Genomic DNA, 24,946 nt, shown 5'->3' with positions numbered 1-24,946 from the left:
AAAATACCTGGAATATTTTTGAACAGCTATGCTGACTCGACGAACATAAGGCAGGAAGCCTGGAGTCACCACCGCTTTGCAGCATGAGGAGGAGGTGAGCGCAAGGACCCACATGGATGTGGGGAGGCGGGAGCAATTATCGAGATGTGCAATGGGCGTCGCTACATGGATGTACTTCCACACCGCATTTTCCATCGCCATATTTCAGGCAATATAAAAAGGCCACCGAAGTGACCTTTTTTATAATGCTTATTGCATTAACTAAAGTCGATATTACTCAACGATAGTTACAACTAGCACCTACATTACCCTGTAGAGAGCGCCACCTATCGTGCAAAGGGCTAATGACACAGTGCTTGCACTGGCATTTCCTTTGCGCAAGGGCGACGAGTGAACGAAGCACCGCTTCGCAGCAAGAGGAGGTGAGCGCAAGGATGCGCGATGGGCGTCGCTACAAGGATGTACTTCCACACCGCATTTTCCATCGCTATATTTCAGGCATTAAAAAAGGCCACCGAAGTGACCTTTTTTACAATGCTTATTGCATTAACTAAAGTCGATATTACTCAACGATAGTTGCAACTAGCACCTACACTACCCTGTAGAAGGCGCCACCTTCACATGATGACTTTCACTCAGGCATTAAAAAAGGCCGCCTAAGCGACCTTTTTCACAGTGTTACTGCAATCTGTAGATTATTCTACGATTGTAGCTACAACACCAGCACCAACTGTACGGCCACCTTCACGGATCGCGAAACGTAGACCTTCGTCCATCGCGATTGGAACGATTAGCTCAACAGTCATCTTGATGTTGTCACCAGGCATTACCATTTCTACGCCTTCTGGAAGCTCAACGTTACCAGTTACGTCAGTTGTACGGAAGTAGAACTGTGGACGGTAGCCTTTGAAGAATGGAGTATGACGGCCACCTTCATCTTTAGACAGTACGTATACTTCTGAAGTGAACTTAGTGTGTGGGTTGATTGAACCAGGCTTACAAAGAACCTGACCACGCTCAACTTCATCACGCTTAGTACCACGTAGAAGTGCACCGATGTTCTCACCTGCACGACCTTCGTCAAGCAGCTTACGGAACATTTCAACACCAGTACAAGTTGTCTTCGTAGTTTCTTTGATACCTACGATTTCAACTTCGTCGTTCACGTTGATGATACCAGCTTCAACACGGCCAGTTACAACAGTACCACGACCCTGGATTGAGAATACGTCTTCGATAGGCATGATGAACGGCTTATCGATGTCACGCTCTGGCTCTGGGATGTAAGAATCTAGTGCTTCTGCAAGCTCAACGATCTTGTCTTCCCACTCTTTCTCGCCTTCTAGCGCTTTAAGAGCTGAACCCTGGATTAGAGGCAGGTCATCACCTGGGAAGTCGTACTCAGAAAGAAGTTCACGAACTTCCATCTCTACTAGCTCTAGTAGCTCTTCGTCGTCAACCATGTCACATTTGTTCATGAATACGATGATGTAAGGTACACCAACCTGACGAGAAAGTAGGATGTGCTCACGTGTTTGAGGCATAGGACCGTCAGTTGCAGCAACTACCAGGATCGCGCCGTCCATCTGAGCAGCACCAGTGATCATGTTTTTAACGTAGTCAGCGTGTCCAGGACAGTCAACGTGCGCGTAGTGGCGAGTTGGAGTGTCATACTCAACGTGTGAAGTTGAGATTGTGATACCACGCTCACGCTCTTCTGGAGCGTTATCGATTGATGCGAAGTCTTTCGCTTCACCACCGTATACTTTTGCAAGTACGTTAGTGATTGCTGCAGTTAGGGTAGTTTTACCGTGGTCAACGTGGCCGATAGTACCAACGTTAACGTGCGGTTTCGAACGTTCAAACTTTTCTTTTGCCATTTTAAAAATTCCTATAAAGAAATTAAAGTCCAGCCCTAAGACCGGACCGAACTAAAATTACTTAACAGCGCGAGCTGCAATAATTGCGTCAGCAACGTTTTTCGCCGCTTCTGCGTACTTGGAAAATTCCATTGAGTACGAAGCTCGACCTTGTGTTGCAGAACGAAGATCAGTTGCATAACCAAACATTTCAGACAACGGGACCTGAGCATTAACTTGCTTCAGACCACCAAATGAGTCGTCCATACCTTCGATTATGCCTCGACGACGGTTCAGGTCGCCAACGACATCACCCATGTTTGCTTCAGGGGTGGTGACTTCTACCTTCATAACAGGTTCAAGAATAACTGGCTGCGCATCAAGCGCGCCTTTCTTAAAGCCCATTGCGCCGGCAATCTTAAACGCCATCTCGTTTGAGTCAACATCATGGAATGAGCCATCAAACAAGGTAGCTTTCACACCCAGCATAGGATAACCAGCAAGGACACCTTGCTTCATCTGTTCCTGGATGCCTTTGTCAACCGCAGGAATATATTCCTTAGGTACCACACCACCTACGATTTCATTAACGAACTCGTAAATTGGTGCGTCTTCATCAGCAACTTCCATAGGTTCGAGCTTCAACCAAACGTGACCATATTGGCCGCGTCCGCCTGATTGACGTACGAATTTACCTTCGGCTTCAACCGAACCGCGGATCGTTTCACGATAAGCAACTTGAGGCTTACCTACGTTACATTCAACGCTGAATTCACGCTTCATGCGATCTACGATGATATCCAGGTGGAGTTCACCCATACCTGAAATAATGGTTTGGCCTGATTCTTCGTCGGTTTCAACTCTGAAAGACGGGTCTTCCGCAGCCAGCTTACCTAGCGCGATACCCATTTTTTCTTGGTCAGCAACGGTCTTAGGCTCTACTGCAACTGAAATCACTGGCTCTGGAAATTCCATACGCTCTAACGTGATAACAGCATCATGAGCACAAAGCGTGTCACCTGTGGTGACGTCCTTCATACCAATTGCAGCGGCAATGTCCCCGGCACGAACTTCTTTAATCTCTTCGCGCGAGTTAGAGTGCATCTGAACGATACGTCCAAAGCGCTCTTTCTTGCCTTTAACTGGGTTATAAACCGAGTCACCCTGACCTACTGTGCCGGAATAAACTCGGAAGAAGGTAAGCGTACCAACAAACGGGTCAGTGGCGATTTTGAACGCCAGAGCTGAAAACGGCGCATCATCGTCCGCAGGACGCGTTGCTTCGCTTTCGTCATCCAGGATACCCTGGATCTCTTTAACCTCTGTTGGAGACGGCATGTATTCAATCACGGCATCAAGCACAGCCTGAACACCTTTATTCTTGAATGCACTACCACAGCTCATTGGCACAATTTCATTGTTCAATGTACGCTGACGGATCGCGGCCTTAATTTCGGCCTCGCTCAGTTCACCTTCTTCAAGATATTTGTCCATTAGCTCTTCAGAAGCTTCTGCGGCAGATTCGAGTAGCTCTGCGCGCCACTCTTCTGCCAGCTCCTGAAGCTCTGCCGGGATCTCTTCATAGTTGAAAGTCATCCCCTGGTCTTCAGCATTCCAGTTGATGGCTTTCATCTTGATGAGATCGATAACACCTTTAAATTCATCTTCAGCACCGATTGGTAACTGAATTGGCACAGGTGCAGCGCCAAGACGCTTTTTCACCTGATCCACAACGGCCAGAAAATCTGCACCGGTACGGTCCATTTTGTTGACGAAAATCATGCGAGGTACTTCGTACTTGTTCGCCTGACGCCAAACGGTTTCCGTTTGTGGTTGTACACCTGATGAAGCACATAATACGACTACAGCGCCATCTAGTACACGTAATGAACGTTCTACTTCGATGGTGAAGTCTACGTGTCCGGGAGTATCGATGATGTTTATACGATGCTCATCAAACTGAGCATCCATCCCTTTCCAGAAACACGTGGTCGCAGCTGAAGTGATGGTAATACCACGCTCCTGCTCCTGCTCCATCCAGTCCATAGTTGCGGCACCATCATGCACCTCACCAATTTTGTGAGACAGGCCCGTGTAATAAAGTACACGTTCCGTGGTGGTGGTTTTCCCCGCATCTACGTGAGCACAAATACCGATATTACGGTAACGCTCAATAGGAGTTGTACGTGCCATATTATCCTCTTAAAGGTCTTGGGCAGATTACCAACGGTAGTGAGCGAATGCTTTGTTCGCTTCAGCCATACGGTGAACGTCTTCACGTTTCTTAACCGCAGTGCCTTTGTTGTCAGCAGCGTCGATCATTTCTTGAGCCAGACGAAGGCCCATTGACTTCTCGCCGCGCTTACGTGCAGCTTCAACCAACCAACGCATACCTAGTGCGTTGCGACGAACTGGACGTACTTCAACTGGTACCTGGTACGTAGAACCACCAACACGGCGAGATTTAACCTCAACCTGTGGACGTACGTTCTCAAGTGCAGACTCGAAGATTTCTAGGTGCGACTTGCCTGATTTTTCAGCAGCCACGTCTAGCGCACCATATACGATTTTTTCAGCAGTAGACTTCTTACCGTCAAGCATTACTACGTTAACGAATTTAGCAAGAAGCTCTGATCCGAACTTCGGATCTGGAAGAATTTTACGTTGACCTATTACGCGTCTTCTAGGCATTTTCTTTCTCCGGTATCTTCAGGTTCGTCTTACTACGACGAATTCCCAAAACAAAATATATAAATTAAAACTTAAGTGCTTGGCCTTACTAACGGAGAACCATTAGCCCTTAGGACGTTTTGCACCGTACTTAGAACGACCTTGTTTACGGTCATTTACGCCAGCACAGTCCAGCGCGCCACGTACTGTGTGGAAACGCACACCTGGTAAGTCTTTAACACGACCACCACGGATTAGGATAACACTGTGCTCTTGCAAGTTGTGGCCTTCACCACCAATGTAAGATGTTACTTCGAAGCCGTTCGTTAGACGAACACGCGCTACTTTACGTAGTGCAGAGTTTGGCTTCTTAGGTGTAGTTGTATATACACGAGTACATACACCACGCTTTTGAGGACAAGCTTTAAGAGCAGCTGAGTTGCTCTTAGTAACCTTGCTGCGACGTGGCTTACGTACTAGCTGGTTAATAGTTGCCATTAAATAGCTCCTGAATTAATAAAAATTACTACTGAAAAAATCAAATTTCGCCAATTTAAGCGTTCTGTTATTCGAACGAATAAATGGGTGGCGGAATTTTAATGAGCAAAGTTTAACCTGTCAACCAAAACAACTAAAAAGGCAGCGTTAAAGCTGCCTTTTTATTGCAATTGACGTGTTTTTCGTCAATTTTAGTCTTGGCCACCAAGCAAGTCTGCATTTAGTGCGTCTGTCAGTGCCTGAGATGCTTCTTCAGCACTTACAGTTTGCTCTTCAACTGCAGCTTCATTTTGCTTACGACGGTTGATGCGATCTAAGTGGTAAGAGAAACCGGTACCCGCTGGGATCAGACGACCCACGATAACGTTTTCTTTCAGACCACGAAGCTCATCACTCTTACCATTTACTGCGGCTTCAGTCAGGACACGTGTCGTCTCCTGGAACGAGGCTGCAGAGATGAAAGACTCTGTTGCCAGTGAGGCTTTAGTAATACCCATCAGCTGAATTTCGAACTTCGCTGGGATCTTACCTTGTTTCTCTAGCTCACGGTTTGCAATATTAACGCGCGCCACTTCGGCTTGTTCGCCAGCCAGGAACTCACTGTCACCACCATCAAGGATGATACATTTACGTAGCATCTGACGAATGATGGTTTCGATGTGCTTGTCGTTAATCTTTACACCCTGTAGACGATATACTTCTTGTACTTCGTTTACGATGTAGTTAGATACGTCAGTCACACCACGCAGACGTAAGATGTCGTGCGGAGATTCAGGACCATCGGCGATAACTTCACCTTTAGATACCTGCTCACCCTCGAACACGTTCAGCTGACGCCATTTCGGGATCATTTCTTCGTATGCATCACCCTCTTCCGGTGTAATCACCAGGCGCTTCTTACCTTTGGTTTCTTTACCAAAGCTAACGGTACCTGTGATTTCTGCCAGGATTGCTGGATCTTTCGGCTTACGCGCTTCAAACAAGTCAGCAACTCGAGGTAGACCACCCGTGATATCACGAGTCTTCGAACCTTCCTGAGGAATACGTGCCAGAACGTCACCCGGCTGTGCCGTTGCACCATCTGTGATTTCGATGGTGGTGAACGAAGGCAGACGAATTTCCTGCAGGCCACGCTCTTCATTTTCGATGATCAGCTTAGGCTCTTTTGCATTCACCTTAGCAAGGTCTTTAACAACCACACGCGTCAGACCAGTTAGCTCGTCTGTTTGTGCTTCAGTGTTAGAATCGTCGATGTCGCTGAACGATACTTTAGACTCGTGCTCGATGATGATTGGGTGACTATGCGGGTCCCAGGTCGCGACTATGTCGTTACCTTTCACTTCTGCACCGTCACTCACTGACAATACGGCACCGTAAGGCACTTTATAGCGCTCTTTCTCACGGCCTTGTTCGTCAATAACCGTAATTTCGGTTGAACGTGAGGTGATCACGATCTTGCCGTCGGTATTGATTACGAACTTCGCATTGTGCAGCTTCATGCTACCATTGTTCTTAACCTGAACGCTGTTTTCTGCAGACGCTCGAGATGCCGCACCACCGATGTGGAAGGTACGCATCGTAAGCTGAGTACCCGGCTCACCGATTGACTGTGCCGCGATAACACCAACAGACTCACCCGCGTTAATGATGTGGCCACGTGCCAGGTCACGACCGTAACAATTAGCACACACACCAAAGTCGTTTTCACAGGTGATAACTGAACGTACTTTTACTTCGTCCACTGAGTGCTCTTCTAACAGGTCACACAGCTTCTCATCAAGCATCACGTTACGTTCAACCAGCACTTCGTCAGTGCCAGGGATAACCACGTCTTCTGCTACAACACGACCTAATACACGCTCACGCAATGGCTCTACAACGTCACCACCTTCAATCAGCGGCTTCATTACAGTCCCTTCAAGGGTACCACAATCTGTTTCGTTGATGACCAAGTCTTGTGCAACGTCTACCAGACGACGAGTCAGGTAACCCGAGTTCGCTGTCTTAAGTGCGGTATCCGCTAGACCTTTACGCGCACCGTGCGTCGAGATGAAGTACTGTAGTACGTTCAGACCTTCACGGAAGTTTGCTGTAATAGGTGTTTCGATGATTGAACCATCCGGACGTGCCATCAGGCCACGCATACCGGCTAGCTGACGGATCTGAGCTGCACTACCACGTGCGCCCGAGTCGGCCATCATGAACACTGAGTTGAAAGAATCTTGCTCTTCTTCTTCACCCTGCGCATTCACAACCGTGTCTTTCGACAAGTTCGCCATCATCTCGCGTGATAAGTTTTCATTAACACGTGACCAGATATCGATAACTTTGTTGTATTTCTCACCCGCAGTTACAAGACCAGACTGGAATTGCTGGTTAATTTCAGTAACTTCAGCTTCTGCTGCTTCGATGATGCCTGTTTTAGTTGGTGGGATTTCCATATCGTTGATACCGATAGAAACACCTGACTTCATCGCGTAGTGGAAACCGGTGTACATCACCTGGTCCGCGAAGATAACAGTATCTTTCAGACCCAGACGACGATAACACTCGTTCAACAGGCCAGAGATCTGCTTTTTACCTAGCGCACGGTTGATTAGTTCAAACGGTAGGCCAGTCGGCATGATCAAAGACAGGATGGCACGACCAACCGTGGTTTCAACCACCTCAGTCACGTCTTTGCGTTCACCTGTTTCGCCATCAATGTGGACTTCTGCGATACGTACTTTTACGCGTGCATGTAGTTCTGCCGCGCCAGTACGGTATGCTTTTTCAGCTTCTTTCGCATCTTTGAAGACAATGCCTTCACCTTTTGCATTGATGCGGTCACGCGTCATGTAGTACAGACCCAATACAACGTCCTGTGAAGGTACGATGATTGGCTCACCGTTCGCAGGAGACAGGATGTTGTTGGTCGACATCATTAGCGCACGTGCTTCAAGCTGTGCTTCCAGTGTCAACGGTACGTGTACCGCCATTTGGTCACCATCGAAGTCAGCGTTATACGCCGCACACACTAGCGGGTGCAGGTGGATTGCTTTACCTTCGATTAGTACCGGTTCAAACGCCTGGATACCTAGTCTGTGAAGTGTCGGTGCACGGTTCAGTAGAACCGGGTGCTCACGGATCACTTCGTCAAGTACGTCCCAAACCTCTGGTACTTCACGCTCTACCATCTTCTTTGCAGCTTTGATGGTAGTCGCCATGCCACGGCGCTCTAGTTTGCCGTAGATGAATGGCTTGAATAGCTCAAGTGCCATTTTCTTAGGCAGACCACACTGATGTAGTTTCAGTGTAGGACCAACTGTGATTACAGAACGGCCAGAGTAGTCTACACGCTTACCTAGCAGGTTTTGACGGAAACGACCTTGCTTACCTTTGATCATGTCTGCAAGCGACTTCAGAGGACGCTTGTTAGAACCAGTGATCGCACGACCACGACGACCGTTATCTAGTAGTGCATCCACCGCTTCTTGCAACATACGCTTTTCGTTACGTACGATGATGTCTGGTGCCGCCAGGTCAAGTAGACGCTTAAGACGGTTGTTACGGTTGATAACACGACGGTATAAATCGTTCAGATCAGATGTCGCAAAACGACCACCATCCAGTGGTACAAGTGGACGTAGATCAGGTGGCAGAACTGGTAGTACGCTCATTACCATCCACTCAGGGTTGTTACCTGACTGGTGGAATGCTTCCATCAACTTAAGACGCTTAGTAATTTTCTTACGCTTTGTTTCAGAGTTGATAGTCGGCAGCTCTTCACGCATTTCGGCGATTAGCTGACCCAGGTCCAAATCACGTAGCAGATCAAGTACCGCTTCGGCACCCATCTTCGCTTCGAATTCATCACCATGCTCTTCCAGTGCATCCAGGTACTCTTCTTCACCTAATAGCTGACCACGCTCAAGCGTTGTCATACCAGGTTCAGTTACTACGAATGATTCGAAGTAAAGTACACGCTCGATATCACGAAGCGTCATGTCCAGCATCAGGCCGATACGAGACGGCAATGATTTAAGGAACCAAATGTGTGCAACTGGGCTAGCCAGCTCAATGTGACCCATGCGGTCACGGCGTACTTTAGTCAGTGTAACTTCAACGCCACACTTCTCACAGATCACACCACGGTGCTTTAAGCGCTTGTACTTACCACACAAACACTCATAATCTTTTACTGGGCCGAAGATACGGGCACAGAATAAGCCGTCACGCTCAGGCTTGAAAGTACGGTAGTTAATTGTCTCAGGTTTCTTTACCTCACCGTAAGACCATGAACGCACCATGTCCGGCGAAGCAAGACCAATACGAATTGCATCGAATTCTTCGGTCTTATTTTGTTGCTTCAGAAACTTAAGTAAGTCTTTCACCTTAGCTCTCCTGTCGGAGTTAATCTTGAGGGCAAGCCTGGGCTCACCCCTTCATTCTTTTCAGTCCGGTCTGGGCCGCTTACGCGGCCCGGCGGATCAACTTTCTTCCAATTCGATGTTGATACCCAGCGAGCGGATCTCTTTCAACAATACGTTGAATGATTCCGGCATGCCCGGTTCCATCTTATGGTTGCCGTCCACGATGTTCTTATACATCTTAGTACGGCCGTTTACGTCATCCGACTTCACTGTCAACATTTCTTGTAGCGTGTAGGCAGCACCGTATGCTTCAAGTGCCCATACCTCCATCTCACCGAAACGCTGACCACCGAACTGTGCCTTACCACCCAGCGGCTGCTGAGTAACCAGGCTGTAAGAACCGGTAGAACGTGCGTGCATTTTGTCATCAACAAGGTGGTTCAGTTTCAGCATATACATGTAGCCAACTGTTACCTGACGCTCAAATGCATCACCAGTACGACCATCATATAGCGTTACCTGACCACTTCTTGGATAACCACCCAGCTCTAGCATGTCTTTGATTTCAGCTTCGCGTGCACCGTCAAATGCTGGCGTTGCGATTGGCAGACCACCTTTAAGGTTGTGTGCCAGACGACGGATCTCATCATCAGAGAAGTTAGCAATATCAACTTTCTGACGGCAATCACCGATTTCGTAGGCTTGCTTGATGAAATCGCGCATTTCGTGGAGTTCACGTTGCTCTTTCATCATGTCTTCAATGCGCTCACCAATACCGCGTGCAGCAAGACCCATGTGAGTTTCAAGGATCTGACCGATGTTCATCCGCGATGGTACACCCAGCGGGTTCAGAACGATGTCTACCGTACGACCTTTTTCATCGTAAGGCATGTCTTCAACAGGCACGATAGTAGAGATAACACCCTTGTTACCGTGACGACCCGCCATCTTATCACCCGGTTGGATGCGACGCTTAACAGCCAGGTAAACCTTAACGATCTTCAGTACGCCCGGCGCCAGATCATCACCTTGGGTGATCTTGCGACGTTTGTTTTCAAACTTCTTATCGTATTCTGCTTTCAGCTCGTCGTACTGCGCAGCCAGTTGCTCTAGTTCAGCTTGCTGCTCTTCGTCAGCCAGGCTTTGCGTTAGTAGCTTTTCAGCGTTCAGGTCTGCGATCTTGTCTTCGCTCAGACCAGCACGTACCAGCAGGTCACGCGCACGAGTCAGAATACCACCTTCAAGGATACGGAATTCTTCGTTGAAGTCTTTCTTCGCTTCGCGAAGCTGCATGTCTTCAACTTCCAATGCACGCTTGTCTTTCTCTACGCCATCACGGGTAAAGACCTGAACGTCGATAACCGTACCAGATACAGAGTTAGGTACACGTAGCGAGCTGTCTTTCACGTCAGACGCTTTTTCACCGAAGATAGCACGTAGTAGCTTTTCTTCAGGCGTCAACTGCGTTTCACCTTTCGGTGTTACTTTACCAACCAGGATATCGCCGCCTTTTACTTCAGCACCGATGTATACAACACCTGATTCGTCCAGCTTACCTAGCGCAGACTCACCAACATTCGGGATATCCGCTGTGATCTCTTCTGGACCAAGCTTAGTATCACGAGCGATACACTGCAGTTCCTGAATGTGGATCGTAGTTAGGCGATCTTCCTGAACTACACGCTCTGAAAGTAGGATTGAATCCTCGAAGTTGTAACCATTCCACGGCATGAATGCCACGCGCAGGTTTTGACCAAGAGCCAGGTCGCCCAGGTCAGTCGAAGGACCATCCGCCAGAACGTCACCACGGACAACCGGCTCACCAACCATACAAGTTGGTTTTTGGTTGATACAGGTGTTCTGGTTAGAACGGGTGTATTTCGTCAGGTTGTAGATGTCGATACCCGCTTCACCAGGTACGCGCTCTTCTTCGTTCACGTTAACAACGATACGGCTTGCATCTGCATACTTCACCACACCGCCACGCTTAGCAACAATGGTTACACCAGAGTCTTTTGCCAGCGTACGTTCAATACCTGTACCTACCAGCGGCTTGTCTGCGCGCAGTGTTGGTACAGCCTGACGTTGCATGTTCGATCCCATCAATGCACGGTTCGCATCATCGTGTTCAAGGAATGGGATAAGTGCCGCTGCCACAGAGATAACCTGCTGTGGAGATACATCCATATACTGGATGCTGTCGCTTGGCATAAAGGTTGATTCACCTTTATAACGACATGGGATCAGTTCTTCTGCAAACTGGTTTTCTTCAGTCAGGTTAGTGTTCGCCTGTGCGATTACGAACTGACCTTCTTCAATTGCAGACAGGTAATCAACGTCATCCGTTACGACGCCATCAACCACTTTACGATATGGTGTTTCAAGGAAACCATAATCGTTGGTACGTGCGTACGTAGACAATGAGTTGATCAGACCGATGTTTGGACCTTCAGGCGTTTCGATTGGACAAACACGACCGTAGTGCGTTACGTGTACGTCTCGAACCTCGAAGCCAGCACGCTCACGAGTCAGACCACCCGGACCAAGTGCAGAAATACGACGCTTGTGCGTTACTTCTGACAGCGGGTTGTTCTGATCCATAAACTGAGACAGCTGTGAAGAACCAAAGAATTCTTTAACGGCAGCAGAAATTGGCTTAGCGTTGATCAGATCCTGAGGCATTACATTATCCAGATCACCCAAGCTCAGACGCTCACGTACAGCACGCTCAACACGTACTAAACCAACGCGGAACTGGTTTTCTGCCATTTCACCTACAGAACGGATACGACGGTTACCTAAGTGGTCGATATCGTCCACATCACCTTTACCGTTACGGATGTCGATCAACACCTTCATTACGCTAACAATGTCTTCTTTGCTCAGCGTGCCAGGACCTGTGTCAGTATCATAACCAACACGGCTGTTGAACTTCATACGACCAACCGTTGACAAGTCATAACGCTCGTCAGAGAAGAACAGATTATCGAATAAGGCTTCTGCTGCTTCTTTTGTTGGTGGCTCACCCGGGCGCATCATGCGGTAGATTTCTACCAGTGCTTCAAGACGGTTTGCCGTGCTGTCGATACGAACAGTTTCTGACATGTAAGCACCGCTGTCTACATCATTGATGTACAGGGTGTCGATTTTTGTGTGACCTGCTTTAACCAGCTCGGCCATCAACTCCAGAGACAGCTCAGCATTCGCTTCAGCAATGATCTCGCCAGTTGACTCATCGATGTAGTTTCTCGCAACCACACGACCAATGATGTACTCATGCGGTACTTCTAACTGGTCAATGCCCTTTTTCTCGATTGTTTTTATATGACGGGCTGTGATACGGCGACCCTGCTCAACCAGGACTTCACCGTCTGCATCTTTGATATCAAAAGCAGCGGTTTCACCACGTAGTCGAGATGGTACCAATTCCATCATCACTTTGCCGTTAGTCACTTCGAACGCAGTCGTTTCGAAGAACATGCCTAGAATTTCTTCTGTTGAGAATTCAAGGGCACGTAGAATGATTGACGCAGGCAGTTTACGACGACGGTCGATACGTACAAACAGGTTATCTTTTACATCGAATTCAAAGTCTAACCACGAACCACGGTATGGGATCACGCGTGCGTTATATAGTACTTTACCCGACGAGTGTGATTTACCACGGTCGTTATCAAAGAATACACCAGGTGAACGGTGTAGCTGAGAAACGATAACACGTTCAGTACCATTGATAACAAAAGTACCTGTGTCAGTCATGAGCGGGATTTCGCCCATGTAAACTTCTTGCTCTTTAATGTCTTTAACTGTGCCTGGTGCTTCTTTGTCCATTAGCACAAGACGAAGTTTTACGCGAAGTGGAGCAGAAAAAGTCACACCGCGAATTTGACATTCTTTTACATCGAATACTGGCTCTCCAATACGGTAGCTAACGTATTGAAGCTCAGAATTGCCCGAGTAGCTTTTGATCGGGAACACAGAACGGAATGCCGCTTCCAGTCCGGTATCACCATCCGCGTCCGGTGTAATGAACTTTTTGAACGATTCCAACTGCGTTTGCAAAAGGAAAGGTATGTCCAAAACTTGTGGACGTTTACCAAAATCCTTACGGATACGTTTCTTTTCAGAATAAGAGTAAGCCATGGGGTTCCTCAGCTTGCTGATCTTTGACCCAACCTGTTCATGGAGAACAGACTTCATTGGCATCTAAGCCATGATAACAACATCTAATTGTCGTCCTATGAGTCACTCACTTTCAAAATACTTCTAACAGATTGAAAAATAAGAAAAACATAGGAATTTATTGCGCAACAGGAAAGCGTCGCTCTATAGCGCAAAAGGGCCGGTGATTAAATAATCACCAGCCCTTGCCTGATTGCTCAGGCAGCGAACCTAGCAAATGCCAGATTACTTGATCTCAACTTCAGCACCAGCTTCTTCAAGATCTTTCTTAAGTGCTTCAGCTTCTTCTTTAGAAACAGCTTCTTTGATTGGCGCAGGAGCAGACTCAACAAGAGCTTTTGCTTCTTTAAGGCCAAGACCAGTTGCACCACGTACAGCTTTGATAGCAGCAACTTTGTTACCGCCAGCGCCAGCTAGGATTACGTCGAACTCAGTCTTCTCTTCAGCAGCTTCAGCAGGACCAGCAGCAACAACAGCAGCAGCTGCAGTTACACCGAATTTTTCTTCCATTGCTTCAACTAGTTCAACAACTTCCATTACTGACATTTCAGCAATCGCGTCAAGGATTTGGTCTTTAGTTACAGACATTTTAAGTTTCCTAATTAATCACGAACCATGGGGTTCTAAAAATTTATTTGTGAAAGTAAGAAGCGTGCTATTAAGCAGCTGCTTCAGCTTTCTGAACACGTACAGCTTCAATTGTTTTACACAATTTACCAGCTGACGCTTCTTTCATAGCGCTCATTAGGCGTGCAACAGCTTCGTCGTAAGTAGGCAGCTTAGCTAGCATGTCTACGTCTACAACATTGCCTTCAAATGCAGCCGCTTTCAGTTCGAACAACTCGTTCTTCTTCGCGAAATCAGCGAAGATACGAGCTGCAGCACCTGGATGCTCTGAAGAGAAAGCGATTAGGCTTGGGCCCACTAGCGATTCGTTAAGGCACTCATAGTCAGTACCTTCTACAGCGCGCTTAGCTAGGGTGTTACGGACAACTTTCATCCATACGCCTGCTTCACGAGCTTCTTTACGAAGTGCAGTGATCGCATCTACTGTTACACCACGAGAATCTGCAACAACTGCAGACAGAGCACCTTTGGCAGCTTCGTTGACTTCAGCAACAATTGCTTTTTTGTCTTGAAGATTTAAAGCCATGGGTGTTACTCCTGGTTATGATGGGAACATGTCCCAGTTCTACTTTACTCATCGTCTTACGACTTTGAGCTGCTTTTTACGGCGAGAACCAGAAGATTAGGAAAATCTAGCTGGGATTCACACCGTCTACGTAGGGAATTAAGTAACTAGGTTACACCTACGGTCTTGGACGGAAACGCAATTTATCGGATCATTGTAGACTATAAAGTCTGCAAAGTGCCGAAATTATGCGCTTCAACCCGAATTCTTTGCTTCGTTTAGAGCTTAGCTCTCAACGAAATGGCGCAAAATTATAGTCTAATTTTTACGCCATGTAAACGCTTATCTCTAAATTAAGCCACTTGCGTGTTTAGAGTAGCTTGGTCTACAGCAACACCCGCGCCCATAGTCGTTGAGATGCTTACTTTCTTCACGTAAGTACCTTTTGCTTGTGAAGGCTTAGCCTTCTTAAGCGCAACGATAAGTGCTTCCAGGTTTTCCTGAAGCTGGTTCGCGTCGAAATCAACTTTACCGATAGTGGTGTGGATGATGCCGTTTTTGTCGTTACGGTAGCGAACCTGACCCGCTTTCGCGTTTTTAACTGCTTCTGCAACGTTAGGTGTAACAGTACCAGTCTTAGGGTTAGGCATAAGGCCACGTGGACCTAGGATTTGACCTAGTTGACCAACAACGCGCATTGCATCCGGAGAAGCAACAACTACGTCGAAGTTCATTTCGCCTTTCTTAACCTGCTCAGCAAGGTCTTCCATGCCTACCAGATCAGCGCCAGCTTCTTTTGCTGCGTCAGCGTTTGCACCTTGAGTGAATACAGCTACGCGTACTTCACGACCAGTACCGTGAGGTAGTACAGTTGCACCACGTACGTTTTGGTCAGATTTACGAGCATCGATACCCAGGTTTACAGCAACGTCTACACTTTCAACGAACTTAGCAGTAGCAAGTTCTTTAAGAAGAGCAACAGCTTCGTTGATTTCGTATTCTTTAGTAACATCCACTTTTTCGCGGATAGTACGCATACGCTTAGTTAATTTAGCCATTCTCAATTACCCCTCTACGTTCAAGCCCATTGCACGTGCAGAACCTGCGATCGTGCGTACAGCTGCATCCATATCAGCAGCAGTAAGATCCGGACGTTTAGTCTCAACGATCTCTTCAAGCTGAGCGCGAGTAACAGTACCCACTTTCTCAGTGTTAGGACGGCCAGAACCAGACTTGATACCAGCTGCTTTCTTAAGAAGGTAAGAAGCAGGTGGAGTTTTCATGTCGAAAGTGAAAGAACGGTCGTTGTAAACAGAAATGATTACAGGAACCGGTGCGCCTTTCTCGATAGACTCTGTACGTGCGTTGAACGCTTTACAGAATTCCATGATGTTTACACCGTGTTGACCTAGTGCAGGACCTACTGGAGGACTAGGATTAGCCATACCAGCAGCAACTTGTAGCTTGATTAAAGCTTCAACTTTTTTAGCCATGATAATACCTCGTTATGTGGGTCTTAGCCTTGTGCGCGCGAGGACGCGTACTCAGACGGCTTCCCAATTAAAAAACTGTCTTTTTGTGCGTCATAGTAATGACATACAAAAAGGCCGCTGATTATAGATTAACCAGCGGCCTTTGGCAATAACTTTTGCTGTTTTAAACAACAAAATTACTTATCTTGTTCAACCTGTCCAAATTCCAGGTCAACCGGCGTAGAACGGCCGAAGATCAGCACTGACACTTTCAGGCGGCTCTTCTCGTAATCAACCTCTTCCACAACACCGTTAAAGTCCGCAAATGGACCATCGATAACACGAACCACTTCGCCCGGCTCAAACAGAGTGGCTGGCTTCGGAGCTTCTGCATTCTCCTGCAAGCGATTGAGAATACGATCGGCTTCTTTTTTGCTGATTGGTGCTGGACGATCTGACGTACCACCAACAAAGCCCATCACGCGTGGTGTGCTGTTCACCAGGTGCCAGGATGCATCATCCATCACCATTTCAACTAACACATAGCCCGGGAAGAATTTACGTTCAGACTTACGTTTTTGTCCGGCACGCATTTCCACAACTTCTTCAGTTGGGACTAGTACTTCACCGAAGTACTCTTCCAGACCTTCGATTTTAATGTGCTCAAGAATAGTTTGAGCGACGCGCTTTTCAAAACCTGAAAACGCCTGAATTACGTACCAACGTAATTTCTTTTCTTTGTTCTCATCCGACATGGGATCAGATCTCCAATCCAGTTAAAACGCTAACCTGTTACAAGGTCAAGCCGGTTAAAAAGCCAACCGCGCGAAACAGAATGCCATCCAATCCCCACAGGATCAGTGCCATTACTACTGTTGCAGCCATTACGATAAAGGTCGTGTGTGTTGTTTCCTGACGCGTTGGCCAAACTACCTTGCGAACCTCAATTCTAGACTCTTTGGCAAAAGCGATAAAGGTTCGCCCTTTTTCTGTTGTTGCTGCAATACCCAATGCCGCTCCTACTGCAACTACAACGCCAATTGCGCGAGTCAATACTGAGATATCCGCATACATATAGTTACCAACAACTGCGCCAGCCAATAAAACGACTGCCAACAACCACTTTACCGTGTCCATCGAGCTAGACGGGTTTTCAACATTAGTGCTCATAATTTATTTTTACCTTAAATACAGACACAACAACCCTGCATAAAAACAGGGTTAATCCATTTCAATCCAAATTTACAAATAAGCGGTGATGATAAGACCCATTATTTTAGATTTGGACTGATTATAAGAGTGGCAGGGGCGGCAGGACTCGAACCCGCAACCATCGGTTTTGGAGACCGCTGTTCTACCAATTGGAACTACGCCCCTGCAAAGTGGATGCCCATTATACTGACGAACAAACTGAAAACAAGAGTAAAAGATGCGCAAAGCGGTATTTGTGCCAATTTCAGACAGGCACACACCCGTTGAATTGCATTCAGTGGTAGCTTTCCTGACTAGTACAAACGCAGTGGATCACCGTAAAAGAAGTCACACAGTAGCCAGATCTGCTCAAAAGGATGCGTTTCAGGCACGGATAAATCAGGTAGCGCATTTTCAAAATCAACCCGGTGCCACATTGGGCTGGCATTGCGGATCAACAACCAAACACACTGAGAATGATAGTGTTTACCCGCTTTTTGTTTGAGTAGGCGAGCGAGGCCGGTAGCCAACCGCTGTGCACTCGGAGTCTGTGCCATTAACGCCAGTTCGCGCTGCATGGTGAGTGATAAAGGACGGCCAAGCACGGCCATGGCCTCTGTCTCACTGGCATAAAGATGTGCCACTTCAATATCTAGGCGCGACTGTGCCAGGTAACAGCTGACATCAGGTTTGGCAGGTTGGTTATGCCAGATGTGGCGCATCGGAACATGAGTAAGCCGCTCATAACTGCGCATGAACAGTTTTGCAGCCCCATGCTCAAGCTGCAGCTTCTCCCGCTCACTGTCACGTATGACTGCCTGATCATACTCCACTTTGCACTCCGCTAGTCTTCACTGTCCAGCTGCCGATGGACATCTTGCAACAAGCTCGACGCGCCAAACCGAAAATGCTCGGCGGTAAGCCAGTTATCACCCATTACCTCTTTTGCAAGTTGTAAGTAATCACTTGCTTGCTCAACACTTTTAACCCCACCGGCGGCTTTAAAGCCAACCGCTTTACCCGACACATGGATCTGCTCCAGCATGACCCTGGTTGCCTCCAGTGTGGCGTTTACTGGCACCTTACCGGTACTGGTTTTGATGAAGTCGGCACCGGCCAGAATCGCGACATCGCTGGCCTGCGCGATTTGTTGCGTATTTTCAAGGGCGCCGGACTCAATGATCACTTTCAACTTAGCCTGACTGCCGCACAACTGTTTGCTTGAGCGTACATATTGCCAGGGCGTATCCGGATCACCCGCCTGTAACTGCTGATAAGGCATCACCAGATCAATTTCATCGGCTCCGGCCTGCAACGCCTCTTTTGTTTGTGTCAGCACCTGTTGCAATGAATGCTTGCCACAGGGAAAGTTGGTCACAGTCGCCACCTTTACCTCAGTCCAGCCTCGACGACTTAATTCCTGTTTGCACAGCGCGACAAACTGGGGATACACACATACGGCTGCGGGTAGCCCTAATTCGGGGCGAATGCTGTCTAACAACGCAATGATGCTGGCCTCGTTATCTTGCTCGTTTAACGACGTCAGATCCATTAATCCAAGCACCTCGCGTGCGACGGCTTGCATTTTCATATTGGTTTCCTTTTAACTACAGCCTGCCTTCTGGACAAGCTGCATCATATGAGTCGGACCTCAACGTTAGCTGCTTGCCCTACCGGACCACAGGACATTTGTCCGCACCTTTACTGAGGTACATCGGTCTGATGTTACCAAGCAGCCCCTCCCATCTGGCCAAAAATCAGCAAACATAGCGCTTCACTGAGATGTCAACATGCCCGCCAAACTCTAAATTATGGAAATTATAACTCATAACCAATAGCTATAACTGTGAACAAGTGTGTGCTATCACGCTAAACCCCTTGATATATATGAGGTAAGCTTTTTTACTTCGTTTTATATAACTTTTAGTTATAAAAACTGGGTTTAAGTTATTTTTTCCCTGCCAGTACGCGGGATATTCTGCCACTCTAGAAAAAGCCAGAGTTGGCTTATATCAAGTTTTACGATGTTTAAGGGGCAACAGCGTGCAGTACTTACCTATCTTTACCAAGTTGGACAACAAACCCGTGCTGGTCGTCGGCGGCGGTGAAGTTGCACTGAGAAAGATCCGCGCGCTGCTGAAAGCGCGCGCCGATGTAACTGTACTGGCCCCTGAATTCTGCAACGAACTCATACAGTTGTCTGAAGAAGGCGAACTGTATCTGAAGACAGCTTACTTTAACGCCGAAGCCGTTGACAGCATGGCACTGGTTATCGCTGCCACCGACAACGATGATGTCAACGCACAAGTGCGAGATGCTGCGGATGCGCGCAATATTTTCGTCAATGTGGTTGATGACCAGCCAAAGTGTAGCTTTATTTTCCCGTCTATCGTTGACCGCAATCCAATTACGATTGCGATTTCAAGTGCCGGTACAGCGCCTGTATTGGCGCGCCGTTTAAGAGAAAAGCTCGAAACCCTGATCCCACAACATATCGGTCCACTGGCCGAACTGGTTGGCGGATTTAGAGACAAGGTCAAAGGCCGTTTTAAGCATTTTGCGGATCGCCGTCAATTCTGGGAGCGGGTATTCGACTCACATGTCGTCAGTAAAGTACAAAGCGGAGACACACAAGGTGCGCAACAGCAGCTGCATGACATGCTGGACGACACCGCAGAGCCACAAGGCGAAGTCTATGTCGTAGGCGCAGGCCCAGGCGATCCTGAACTACTGACGCTCAAAGCACTACAATTGATGCAACAAGCTGATGTTGTGGTGTATGACTACCTAGTGTCCGATGAAATTATGGAGTTGGTCAGACGCGATGCCGACCTCATCTGTGTCGGTAAGCGTGCGGGGCACCACAGTGTTAAACAAGAAGACACCAACCAGATGCTGGTTGAGCTGGCCCAGCAAGGTAAAAAGGTATGCCGTATCAAAGGCGGTGACCCGTTTATTTACGGCCGAGGTGGCGAAGAAGTTCAGGTACTGGCTGCGGCTAACATCCGCTATCAGATAGTCCCGGGCATCACAGCTGCTGCAGGGTGCAGTGCCTATGCAGGTATTCCGCTGACACACCGAGACCACGCTCAGGCGATTCAGTTTGTCACAGGACACTGTAAAAAAGAGGGCCAGGAGTTGGACTGGCAGTCGCTGGCCAAACCGAATCAGACCCTGGCCATTTATATGGGGGTGATTAAATCTCCGCATATTCAGGCCCAACTACTGGCCCATGGCCGCAGTGAACACACGCCGGTAGCCATCGTCGAAAATGGCACCCGCAAGTCGCAGCGTGTTGTGACCACTGAGCTTGGCCAGCTGGCAGCACAAATCGAAGCCAATAATATCCAGTCACCGGCATTGCTGATCATTGGCGAGGTCGCTGCATTGCATCAGGAACTGGCCTGGTTTGGTAAAACAGAACAAATTGCAAGTTACGCTCAGCCGCTCGCTAAGATCGCCTGACGCATGAACCACTTTATTTTTAGTATTAAGTAGGACGACGACAATGGCTTTAACTCACCTTCAGCAACTTGAGGCTGAAAGTATAAAGATTATTCGCGAAGTCGCTGCTGAGTTTGAAAACCCAGTGATGCTTTACTCCATAGGTAAAGACTCATCGGTACTCCTTCACTTAGCACGTAAAGCGTTTTTCCCGGCAAAGATCCCTTTCCCTCTGCTGCATGTAGACACGGACTGGAAATTCCGCGAGATGATAGAGTTTCGAGATCGTCTGGCCAAAGAATATAACTTTGACCTGATTGTGCATAAAAACCCGGAAGGGTTAGAGATGGGCGTTGGTCCATTCACGCACGGCTCAGCCAAGCACACTGACATCATGAAAACCCAGGGCCTTAAACAGGCACTAAACAAGTACGGCTTCGATGCTGCATTTGGTGGTGCGCGCCGTGATGAAGAGAAATCGCGCGCGAAAGAGCGAGTCTATTCTTTCCGCGACAAACACCATCGCTGGGACCCGAAAAATCAGCGCCCTGAGCTGTGGAATACCTACAACGGTCAGGTAAACCCGGGCGAAAGTATCCGAGTATTCCCGCTGTCAAACTGGACTGAGCTGGATATCTGGCAATATATCTATCAGGAAAACATCGAGATCGTGCCGTTGTATCTGGCAGAGAAACGACCTGTGGTTGAGCGTGATGGTACGTTAATCATGGTTGACGACGAGCGTATGCCGCTGGAGGAAGGTGAAGTACCGGAGTTGAAGTCGGTACGTTTCCGGACACTAGGCTGCTACCCGCTGACCGGTGCAGTTGAGTCAGAAGCAAACACCCTGACCGGGATCATCGAAGAAATGTTGTTATCGACCTCATCAGAGCGTGAAGGCCGGGTCATCGACCATGATTCATCCGGGTCAATGGAGAAGAAAAAACGTGAGGGGTATTTCTAATGTCTACCGCAAATGAAGTAAAAGAACTGGGGATCGAAACCTATTTATCACGCCAACAGGACAAAAGCCTGTTGCGCATGATGACCTGCGGCAGTGTAGACGATGGTAAGTCCACCCTGATCGGTCGTTTGCTGCACGACAGCCACCAAATCTATGAAGATCAGCTGGCAGCGCTGCACAAAGACAATGAAAAAGTCGGTAACGCTGGTGAAGAACTGGATCTTGCGTTGCTGGTTGATGGTTTGCAGGCAGAGCGAGAGCAAGGGATCACCATTGATGTGGCGTATCGCTATTTCTCAACTGCGAAGCGTAAATTCATCATTGCCGATACACCGGGACACGAACAGTATACTCGTAACATGGTAACGGGTGCTTCAACCAGTGATCTGGCAATTATTCTGGTGGATGCCCGCTATGGTGTACAGATCCAGACTAAACGCCACAGCTTCATCTGTGACTCACTGGGTATCAAGCAATTTGTTGTGGCCATCAACAAAATGGATATCGTTGACTTTGATGAAGCCGTGTTCGAGAAAATCAAAGCCGATTACCTGCAGTTTGCTGAGCAACTGGACGTCAATGACATCAAGTTTGTGCCTATTTCGGCTCTGAAAGGTGACAACGTTGTTACTCGCTCTGAGCACACGCCTTACTACACCGATCAACCACTAATGGCGCTGCTGGAAGACTCTCCGGCCGCGGAACCAAACAGTGCATTTGAAGCCCGCTTCCCGGTGCAGTATGTAGTACGCCCTAACCTGGACTTCCGTGGTTTTCAGGGCACGTTGACCTCTGGCGCGCTAAGTGTTGGTCAGGCGGTTAAGATTTTACCTTCAGGTAAAACCAGCACCATCAAAGAACTGGTGACGTTCGACGGCAACCTCGAGCAAGCAGAAACCGGCCAGGCACTGACCATCACTTTGAACGACGAAGTGGATGTTAGTCGGGGTGATGTGATTGTCCCGGCAGGCTCATCGACTAAGGCAACCAACCTGATCCAGGCCAAGCTGGTATGGATGCACGAAGCACCCCTGGTGTTGGGTAAAACGTACAACTTCAAGCTGGGCGCGAAGAGTACGGCTGCCATCGTGAAGCAGATTGACCACACGATTGACGTCAACACCCTGGAGCATGGCCAAGCCGACAGTCTGCAACTAAATGAAATTGCCATTGTCACGCTGGAGCTGACGGAAACCATTGCTGCCGATGTATATCGTGATAACCACGAAACCGGAGCCTTTATCCTGATTGACCGTCTGAGCAACCTGACCGTAGGCGCTGGTATGATCAATGCCATTTTGGATGAGCAAGTCAGTGAGAAGCAGCAGTTCAGCGAGTTTGAGCTGGAGTTGAATGCCCTGGTTCGCAAGCACTTCCCACACTGGCAAGCGCTTGACTTAAGCAAGCTGAAGTAACGGCTGTATGCCTGTTAACGGGAGTTATCTATGCTGCTAGAGCAGATCATCTTAACAGGCATCATGCTCGTGCTGGTCGCGTGCCTTTTTGGCACGCGGCTCAACCCGGCCTGGTTATTTGTTGGCGCCATCAGCAGCGCTTACCTGGCAGGACTTATCGATCTGGAAACCATGCTGGTCAACTATGCAAACCCGTCGCTGATCACACTGGTTTTACTGATCCTGGTGTCTATCGCCATCGAAAAAACGACTCTGGTGCAATACCTGGCGCGTTCACTGGCCAACGGCTCTCTGGCACGCTCGGTAATGAAACTGGGGTTATCCACGGCTTTTTTGTCGTCTTTTACCAACAACACTGCCGTGGTGGCGTCTTTGATCAGTACCATCAAAGACAGTAAAACCCACTCTCCATCTAAGCTATTATTGCCACTGTCCTATACCGCTATCCTGGGGGGGACACTGACCCTGATCGGCACCTCAACCAATTTAATCGTCAATGGTTTCGCCATTGAGGCCGGTATGGCACCATTGGGTTTTTTTGACTTTACGCTGGTCGGTATTGGTGCGCTGGGTGTGGGCCTAGTTACCATCATTTTATTACTGAAGTTTTTGCCCGATCACGGCCGCAAAGAAGAAGAAGTTGTGCCTTTTTACCTGGAAGGGAAAGTCACCGCGGGCTCTAAACTGATTGGCCGGACAGTTGAAGAAAATGGCCTGCGTGATCTGCGTGATTTATTCCTCGCTGAGATCATCCGCGGCGAGCGCCGTATTTGTGCGGTCACACCACAACAGGAAATACAACAGGGTGATGTGCTGCTGTTTGTCGGCGACATCAAATCGGTACCTTTATTGCGCCGCTTCGACGGCTTACAGGTGGTGCACGACAAACACGAAAAAGACGCTGAGCACCTGGTCGAAGTGGTGATCAGTCAGTCGTCTAAATTTTTAGGCAAAACACTCAAAGAGATCCGCTTTCGCGAACAGTTTCATGCCGCGGTGATAGCCATTCGCCGTGGTCACGACCGCCTGCCTGGTGGCCTGGGTCAGGTTAAACTGCAGGCAGGGGATTCTTTAATCCTCGCCCCTGGCGGAGATTTTTATCAGCTACCAGATCTAAAACGCGAATTTGTTTATATCTCAGGCCTGGACCTGCAAACCCATTTAACGCAGCCACAATCAAATAAAGTGATGGCTGCCTTTGTTGCCGTGCTCGGCCTGGGTATCTTCGATGTTGTGCCTTTAGTCAAAGGCCTGATGGTTTTATTACTCGGACTGGTGCTGTTTGGCTCCATCAAAGTCAGCGAAATGAAACGTCGTTTTCCCATTGAGCTGCTCGCCATTGTAGGCAGTGCCATTGGCTTGGCTAAACTGATGATAGACACAGGGTTAGCCGGGCAGATTTCCGATGCGCTGTTTTATGTACTAGGCGACTTTGGCCCGTATGGTGCCTTTATCGCCATTTTTGTGATGACGGTGGTGTTCACTGAATTGATCACCAACAATGCGGCAGCTGCGCTGTCATTCCCTGTTGCATACGCTCTGGCGATTGGTTTTGGTGTGAACCCGCTACCTTTTGTGATGGCTGTCGCCTTTGGCGCATCAGCCAGTTTTATTTCCCCTTTTGGCTATCAGACTAATCTGATGGTATACAGTGCAGGCAATTACCGGATCAAAGATTATGTGACCGTCGGCCTGCCGCTCTCAATCATTTACTCGATCACTGTGCTGACGCTGATCCCGTTAGTTTTCCCGTTTTAGTGGATAGGA

18 protein-coding genes and 1 tRNA gene are annotated in these 24,946 nt (G+C 48.2%); 4 read left to right on the top strand and 15 right to left on the bottom strand.

Translation table 11 applies throughout. From position 1 onward, the window contains the following. Nucleotides 1-695: 695 nt before the first annotated feature. From tuf to deoC, 15 genes are all read right to left on the bottom strand, one after another. Complete coding sequence (gene tuf, locus AT705_RS13495; RefSeq protein WP_010387468.1) at nucleotides 696-1,880, bottom strand: elongation factor Tu; 1,185 nt, start codon at nucleotides 1,878-1,880, stop codon at nucleotides 696-698. A gap of 57 nt (nucleotides 1,881-1,937) precedes the next feature. Further along, nucleotides 1,938-4,052, bottom strand: a complete 2,115-nt coding sequence (fusA, locus tag AT705_RS13490; RefSeq protein WP_010387306.1) for an elongation factor G — start codon at nucleotides 4,050-4,052, stop codon at nucleotides 1,938-1,940. 27 nt (nucleotides 4,053-4,079) lie between these two features. After that, entirely contained in the window at nucleotides 4,080-4,550 is a 471-nt protein-coding gene (rpsG, locus tag AT705_RS13485) for a 30S ribosomal protein S7 (protein WP_010387307.1), read from the bottom strand. 102 nt (nucleotides 4,551-4,652) lie between these two features. Beyond that, nucleotides 4,653-5,027: a 30S ribosomal protein S12 gene (rpsL, locus tag AT705_RS13480; RefSeq protein WP_010387308.1), complete on the bottom strand. Its 375-nt coding sequence runs from the start codon at nucleotides 5,025-5,027 to the stop codon at nucleotides 4,653-4,655. Nucleotides 5,028-5,218: 191 nt separating this feature from the next. Beyond that, a complete protein-coding gene (gene rpoC, locus AT705_RS13475; RefSeq protein ID WP_058796966.1) occupies nucleotides 5,219-9,400 on the bottom strand; it encodes a DNA-directed RNA polymerase subunit beta' in 4,182 nt (1,393 codons plus the stop codon). 96 nt (nucleotides 9,401-9,496) lie between these two features. Further along, on the bottom strand, nucleotides 9,497-13,522 hold the full coding sequence (gene rpoB, locus AT705_RS13470; RefSeq protein ID WP_010387312.1) for a DNA-directed RNA polymerase subunit beta: 4,026 nt from the start codon (nucleotides 13,520-13,522) through the stop codon (nucleotides 9,497-9,499). A 264-nt stretch (nucleotides 13,523-13,786) separates the two neighbouring features. Further along, nucleotides 13,787-14,149 (bottom strand): 50S ribosomal protein L7/L12, encoded by a 363-nt coding sequence (gene rplL, locus AT705_RS13465; protein ID WP_023400585.1) that lies wholly within the window; start codon nucleotides 14,147-14,149, stop codon nucleotides 13,787-13,789. A gap of 70 nt (nucleotides 14,150-14,219) precedes the next feature. Further along, nucleotides 14,220-14,714 carry a 50S ribosomal protein L10 gene (gene rplJ, locus AT705_RS13460; RefSeq protein WP_010387318.1) on the bottom strand — a complete coding sequence of 165 codons (495 nt, stop codon included), beginning with the start codon at nucleotides 14,712-14,714 and terminating at the stop codon, nucleotides 14,220-14,222. A gap of 332 nt (nucleotides 14,715-15,046) precedes the next feature. Then, nucleotides 15,047-15,751: a 50S ribosomal protein L1 gene (gene rplA / locus AT705_RS13455; protein ID WP_010387319.1), complete on the bottom strand. Its 705-nt coding sequence runs from the start codon at nucleotides 15,749-15,751 to the stop codon at nucleotides 15,047-15,049. A gap of 6 nt (nucleotides 15,752-15,757) precedes the next feature. Continuing rightward, nucleotides 15,758-16,186: a 50S ribosomal protein L11 gene (rplK, locus tag AT705_RS13450; RefSeq protein WP_010387320.1), complete on the bottom strand. Its 429-nt coding sequence runs from the start codon at nucleotides 16,184-16,186 to the stop codon at nucleotides 15,758-15,760. A 176-nt stretch (nucleotides 16,187-16,362) separates the two neighbouring features. Further along, nucleotides 16,363-16,920, bottom strand: a complete 558-nt coding sequence (gene nusG / locus AT705_RS13445) for a transcription termination/antitermination protein NusG (protein ID WP_058796965.1) — start codon at nucleotides 16,918-16,920, stop codon at nucleotides 16,363-16,365. 37 nt (nucleotides 16,921-16,957) lie between these two features. Beyond that, nucleotides 16,958-17,335: a preprotein translocase subunit SecE gene (gene secE / locus AT705_RS13440; protein ID WP_058796964.1), complete on the bottom strand. Its 378-nt coding sequence runs from the start codon at nucleotides 17,333-17,335 to the stop codon at nucleotides 16,958-16,960. 130 nt (nucleotides 17,336-17,465) lie between these two features. Next, nucleotides 17,466-17,542 (bottom strand) — tRNA-Trp (locus AT705_RS13435). A gap of 128 nt (nucleotides 17,543-17,670) precedes the next feature. Then, nucleotides 17,671-18,111, bottom strand: a complete 441-nt coding sequence (locus tag AT705_RS13430) for a hypothetical protein (RefSeq protein WP_058798001.1) — start codon at nucleotides 18,109-18,111, stop codon at nucleotides 17,671-17,673. Nucleotides 18,112-18,200: 89 nt separating this feature from the next. Beyond that, a complete protein-coding gene (gene deoC, locus AT705_RS13425) occupies nucleotides 18,201-18,947 on the bottom strand; it encodes a deoxyribose-phosphate aldolase (protein ID WP_058796963.1) in 747 nt (248 codons plus the stop codon). Nucleotides 18,948-19,399: 452 nt separating this feature from the next. On the opposite strand from deoC, the gene cysG reads away from it, so the two are divergent. The 4 genes from cysG to AT705_RS13405 are packed head-to-tail and all read left to right on the top strand — an operon-like array spanning nucleotide 19,400 to nucleotide 24,937. Then, on the top strand, nucleotides 19,400-20,821 hold the full coding sequence (cysG, locus tag AT705_RS13420) for a siroheme synthase CysG (RefSeq protein ID WP_058796962.1): 1,422 nt from the start codon (nucleotides 19,400-19,402) through the stop codon (nucleotides 20,819-20,821). 43 nt (nucleotides 20,822-20,864) lie between these two features. Next, nucleotides 20,865-21,764, top strand: coding sequence for a sulfate adenylyltransferase subunit CysD (gene cysD / locus AT705_RS13415; RefSeq protein ID WP_058796961.1), 900 nt, complete (start codon nucleotides 20,865-20,867; stop codon nucleotides 21,762-21,764). After that, complete coding sequence (gene cysN, locus AT705_RS13410) at nucleotides 21,764-23,179, top strand: sulfate adenylyltransferase subunit CysN (protein WP_058796960.1); 1,416 nt, start codon at nucleotides 21,764-21,766, stop codon at nucleotides 23,177-23,179. Before cysD ends, cysN begins: the two co-directional genes overlap by 1 nt. A gap of 33 nt (nucleotides 23,180-23,212) precedes the next feature. Continuing rightward, nucleotides 23,213-24,937 (top strand): SLC13 family permease, encoded by a 1,725-nt coding sequence (locus AT705_RS13405; RefSeq protein WP_082669072.1) that lies wholly within the window; start codon nucleotides 23,213-23,215, stop codon nucleotides 24,935-24,937. Nucleotides 24,938-24,946: the final 9 nt, after the last annotated feature.

The organism is Pseudoalteromonas rubra (assembly GCF_001482385.1).
Taxonomy (GTDB): domain Bacteria; phylum Pseudomonadota; class Gammaproteobacteria; order Enterobacterales; family Alteromonadaceae; genus Pseudoalteromonas; species Pseudoalteromonas ardens.
The sequence above is the reverse complement of the archived record's forward strand: the minus strand, read 5'-3'. Positions and strand labels throughout refer to the sequence as shown.

Bases quoted from the DNA above. Each gene is read 5' to 3' on its own strand.
- cysD (WP_058796961.1), top strand. From the start codon at position 20,865: ATGGCTTTAACTCACCTTCAGCAACTTGAGGCTGAAAGTATAAAGATT.
- AT705_RS13430 (WP_058798001.1), bottom strand. From the start codon at position 18,111: ATGCGCAGTTATGAGCGGCTTACTCATGTTCCGATGCGCCACATCTGG.
- secE (WP_058796964.1), bottom strand. From the start codon at position 17,335: ATGAGCACTAATGTTGAAAACCCGTCTAGCTCGATGGACACGGTAAAG.
- deoC (WP_058796963.1), bottom strand. From the start codon at position 18,947: ATGAAAATGCAAGCCGTCGCACGCGAGGTGCTTGGATTAATGGATCTG.
- nusG (WP_058796965.1), bottom strand. From the start codon at position 16,920: ATGTCGGATGAGAACAAAGAAAAGAAATTACGTTGGTACGTAATTCAG.
- rpsG (WP_010387307.1), bottom strand. From the start codon at position 4,550: ATGCCTAGAAGACGCGTAATAGGTCAACGTAAAATTCTTCCAGATCCG.
- rpoB (WP_010387312.1), bottom strand. From the start codon at position 13,522: ATGGCTTACTCTTATTCTGAAAAGAAACGTATCCGTAAGGATTTTGGT.
- rplA (WP_010387319.1), bottom strand. From the start codon at position 15,751: ATGGCTAAATTAACTAAGCGTATGCGTACTATCCGCGAAAAAGTGGAT.
- rplL (WP_023400585.1), bottom strand. From the start codon at position 14,149: ATGTCTGTAACTAAAGACCAAATCCTTGACGCGATTGCTGAAATGTCA.
- rpsL (WP_010387308.1), bottom strand. From the start codon at position 5,027: ATGGCAACTATTAACCAGCTAGTACGTAAGCCACGTCGCAGCAAGGTT.
- rplJ (WP_010387318.1), bottom strand. From the start codon at position 14,714: ATGGCTTTAAATCTTCAAGACAAAAAAGCAATTGTTGCTGAAGTCAAC.
- cysN (WP_058796960.1), top strand. From the start codon at position 21,764: ATGTCTACCGCAAATGAAGTAAAAGAACTGGGGATCGAAACCTATTTA.
- rplK (WP_010387320.1), bottom strand. From the start codon at position 16,186: ATGGCTAAAAAAGTTGAAGCTTTAATCAAGCTACAAGTTGCTGCTGGT.
- tuf (WP_010387468.1), bottom strand. From the start codon at position 1,880: ATGGCAAAAGAAAAGTTTGAACGTTCGAAACCGCACGTTAACGTTGGT.
- fusA (WP_010387306.1), bottom strand. From the start codon at position 4,052: ATGGCACGTACAACTCCTATTGAGCGTTACCGTAATATCGGTATTTGT.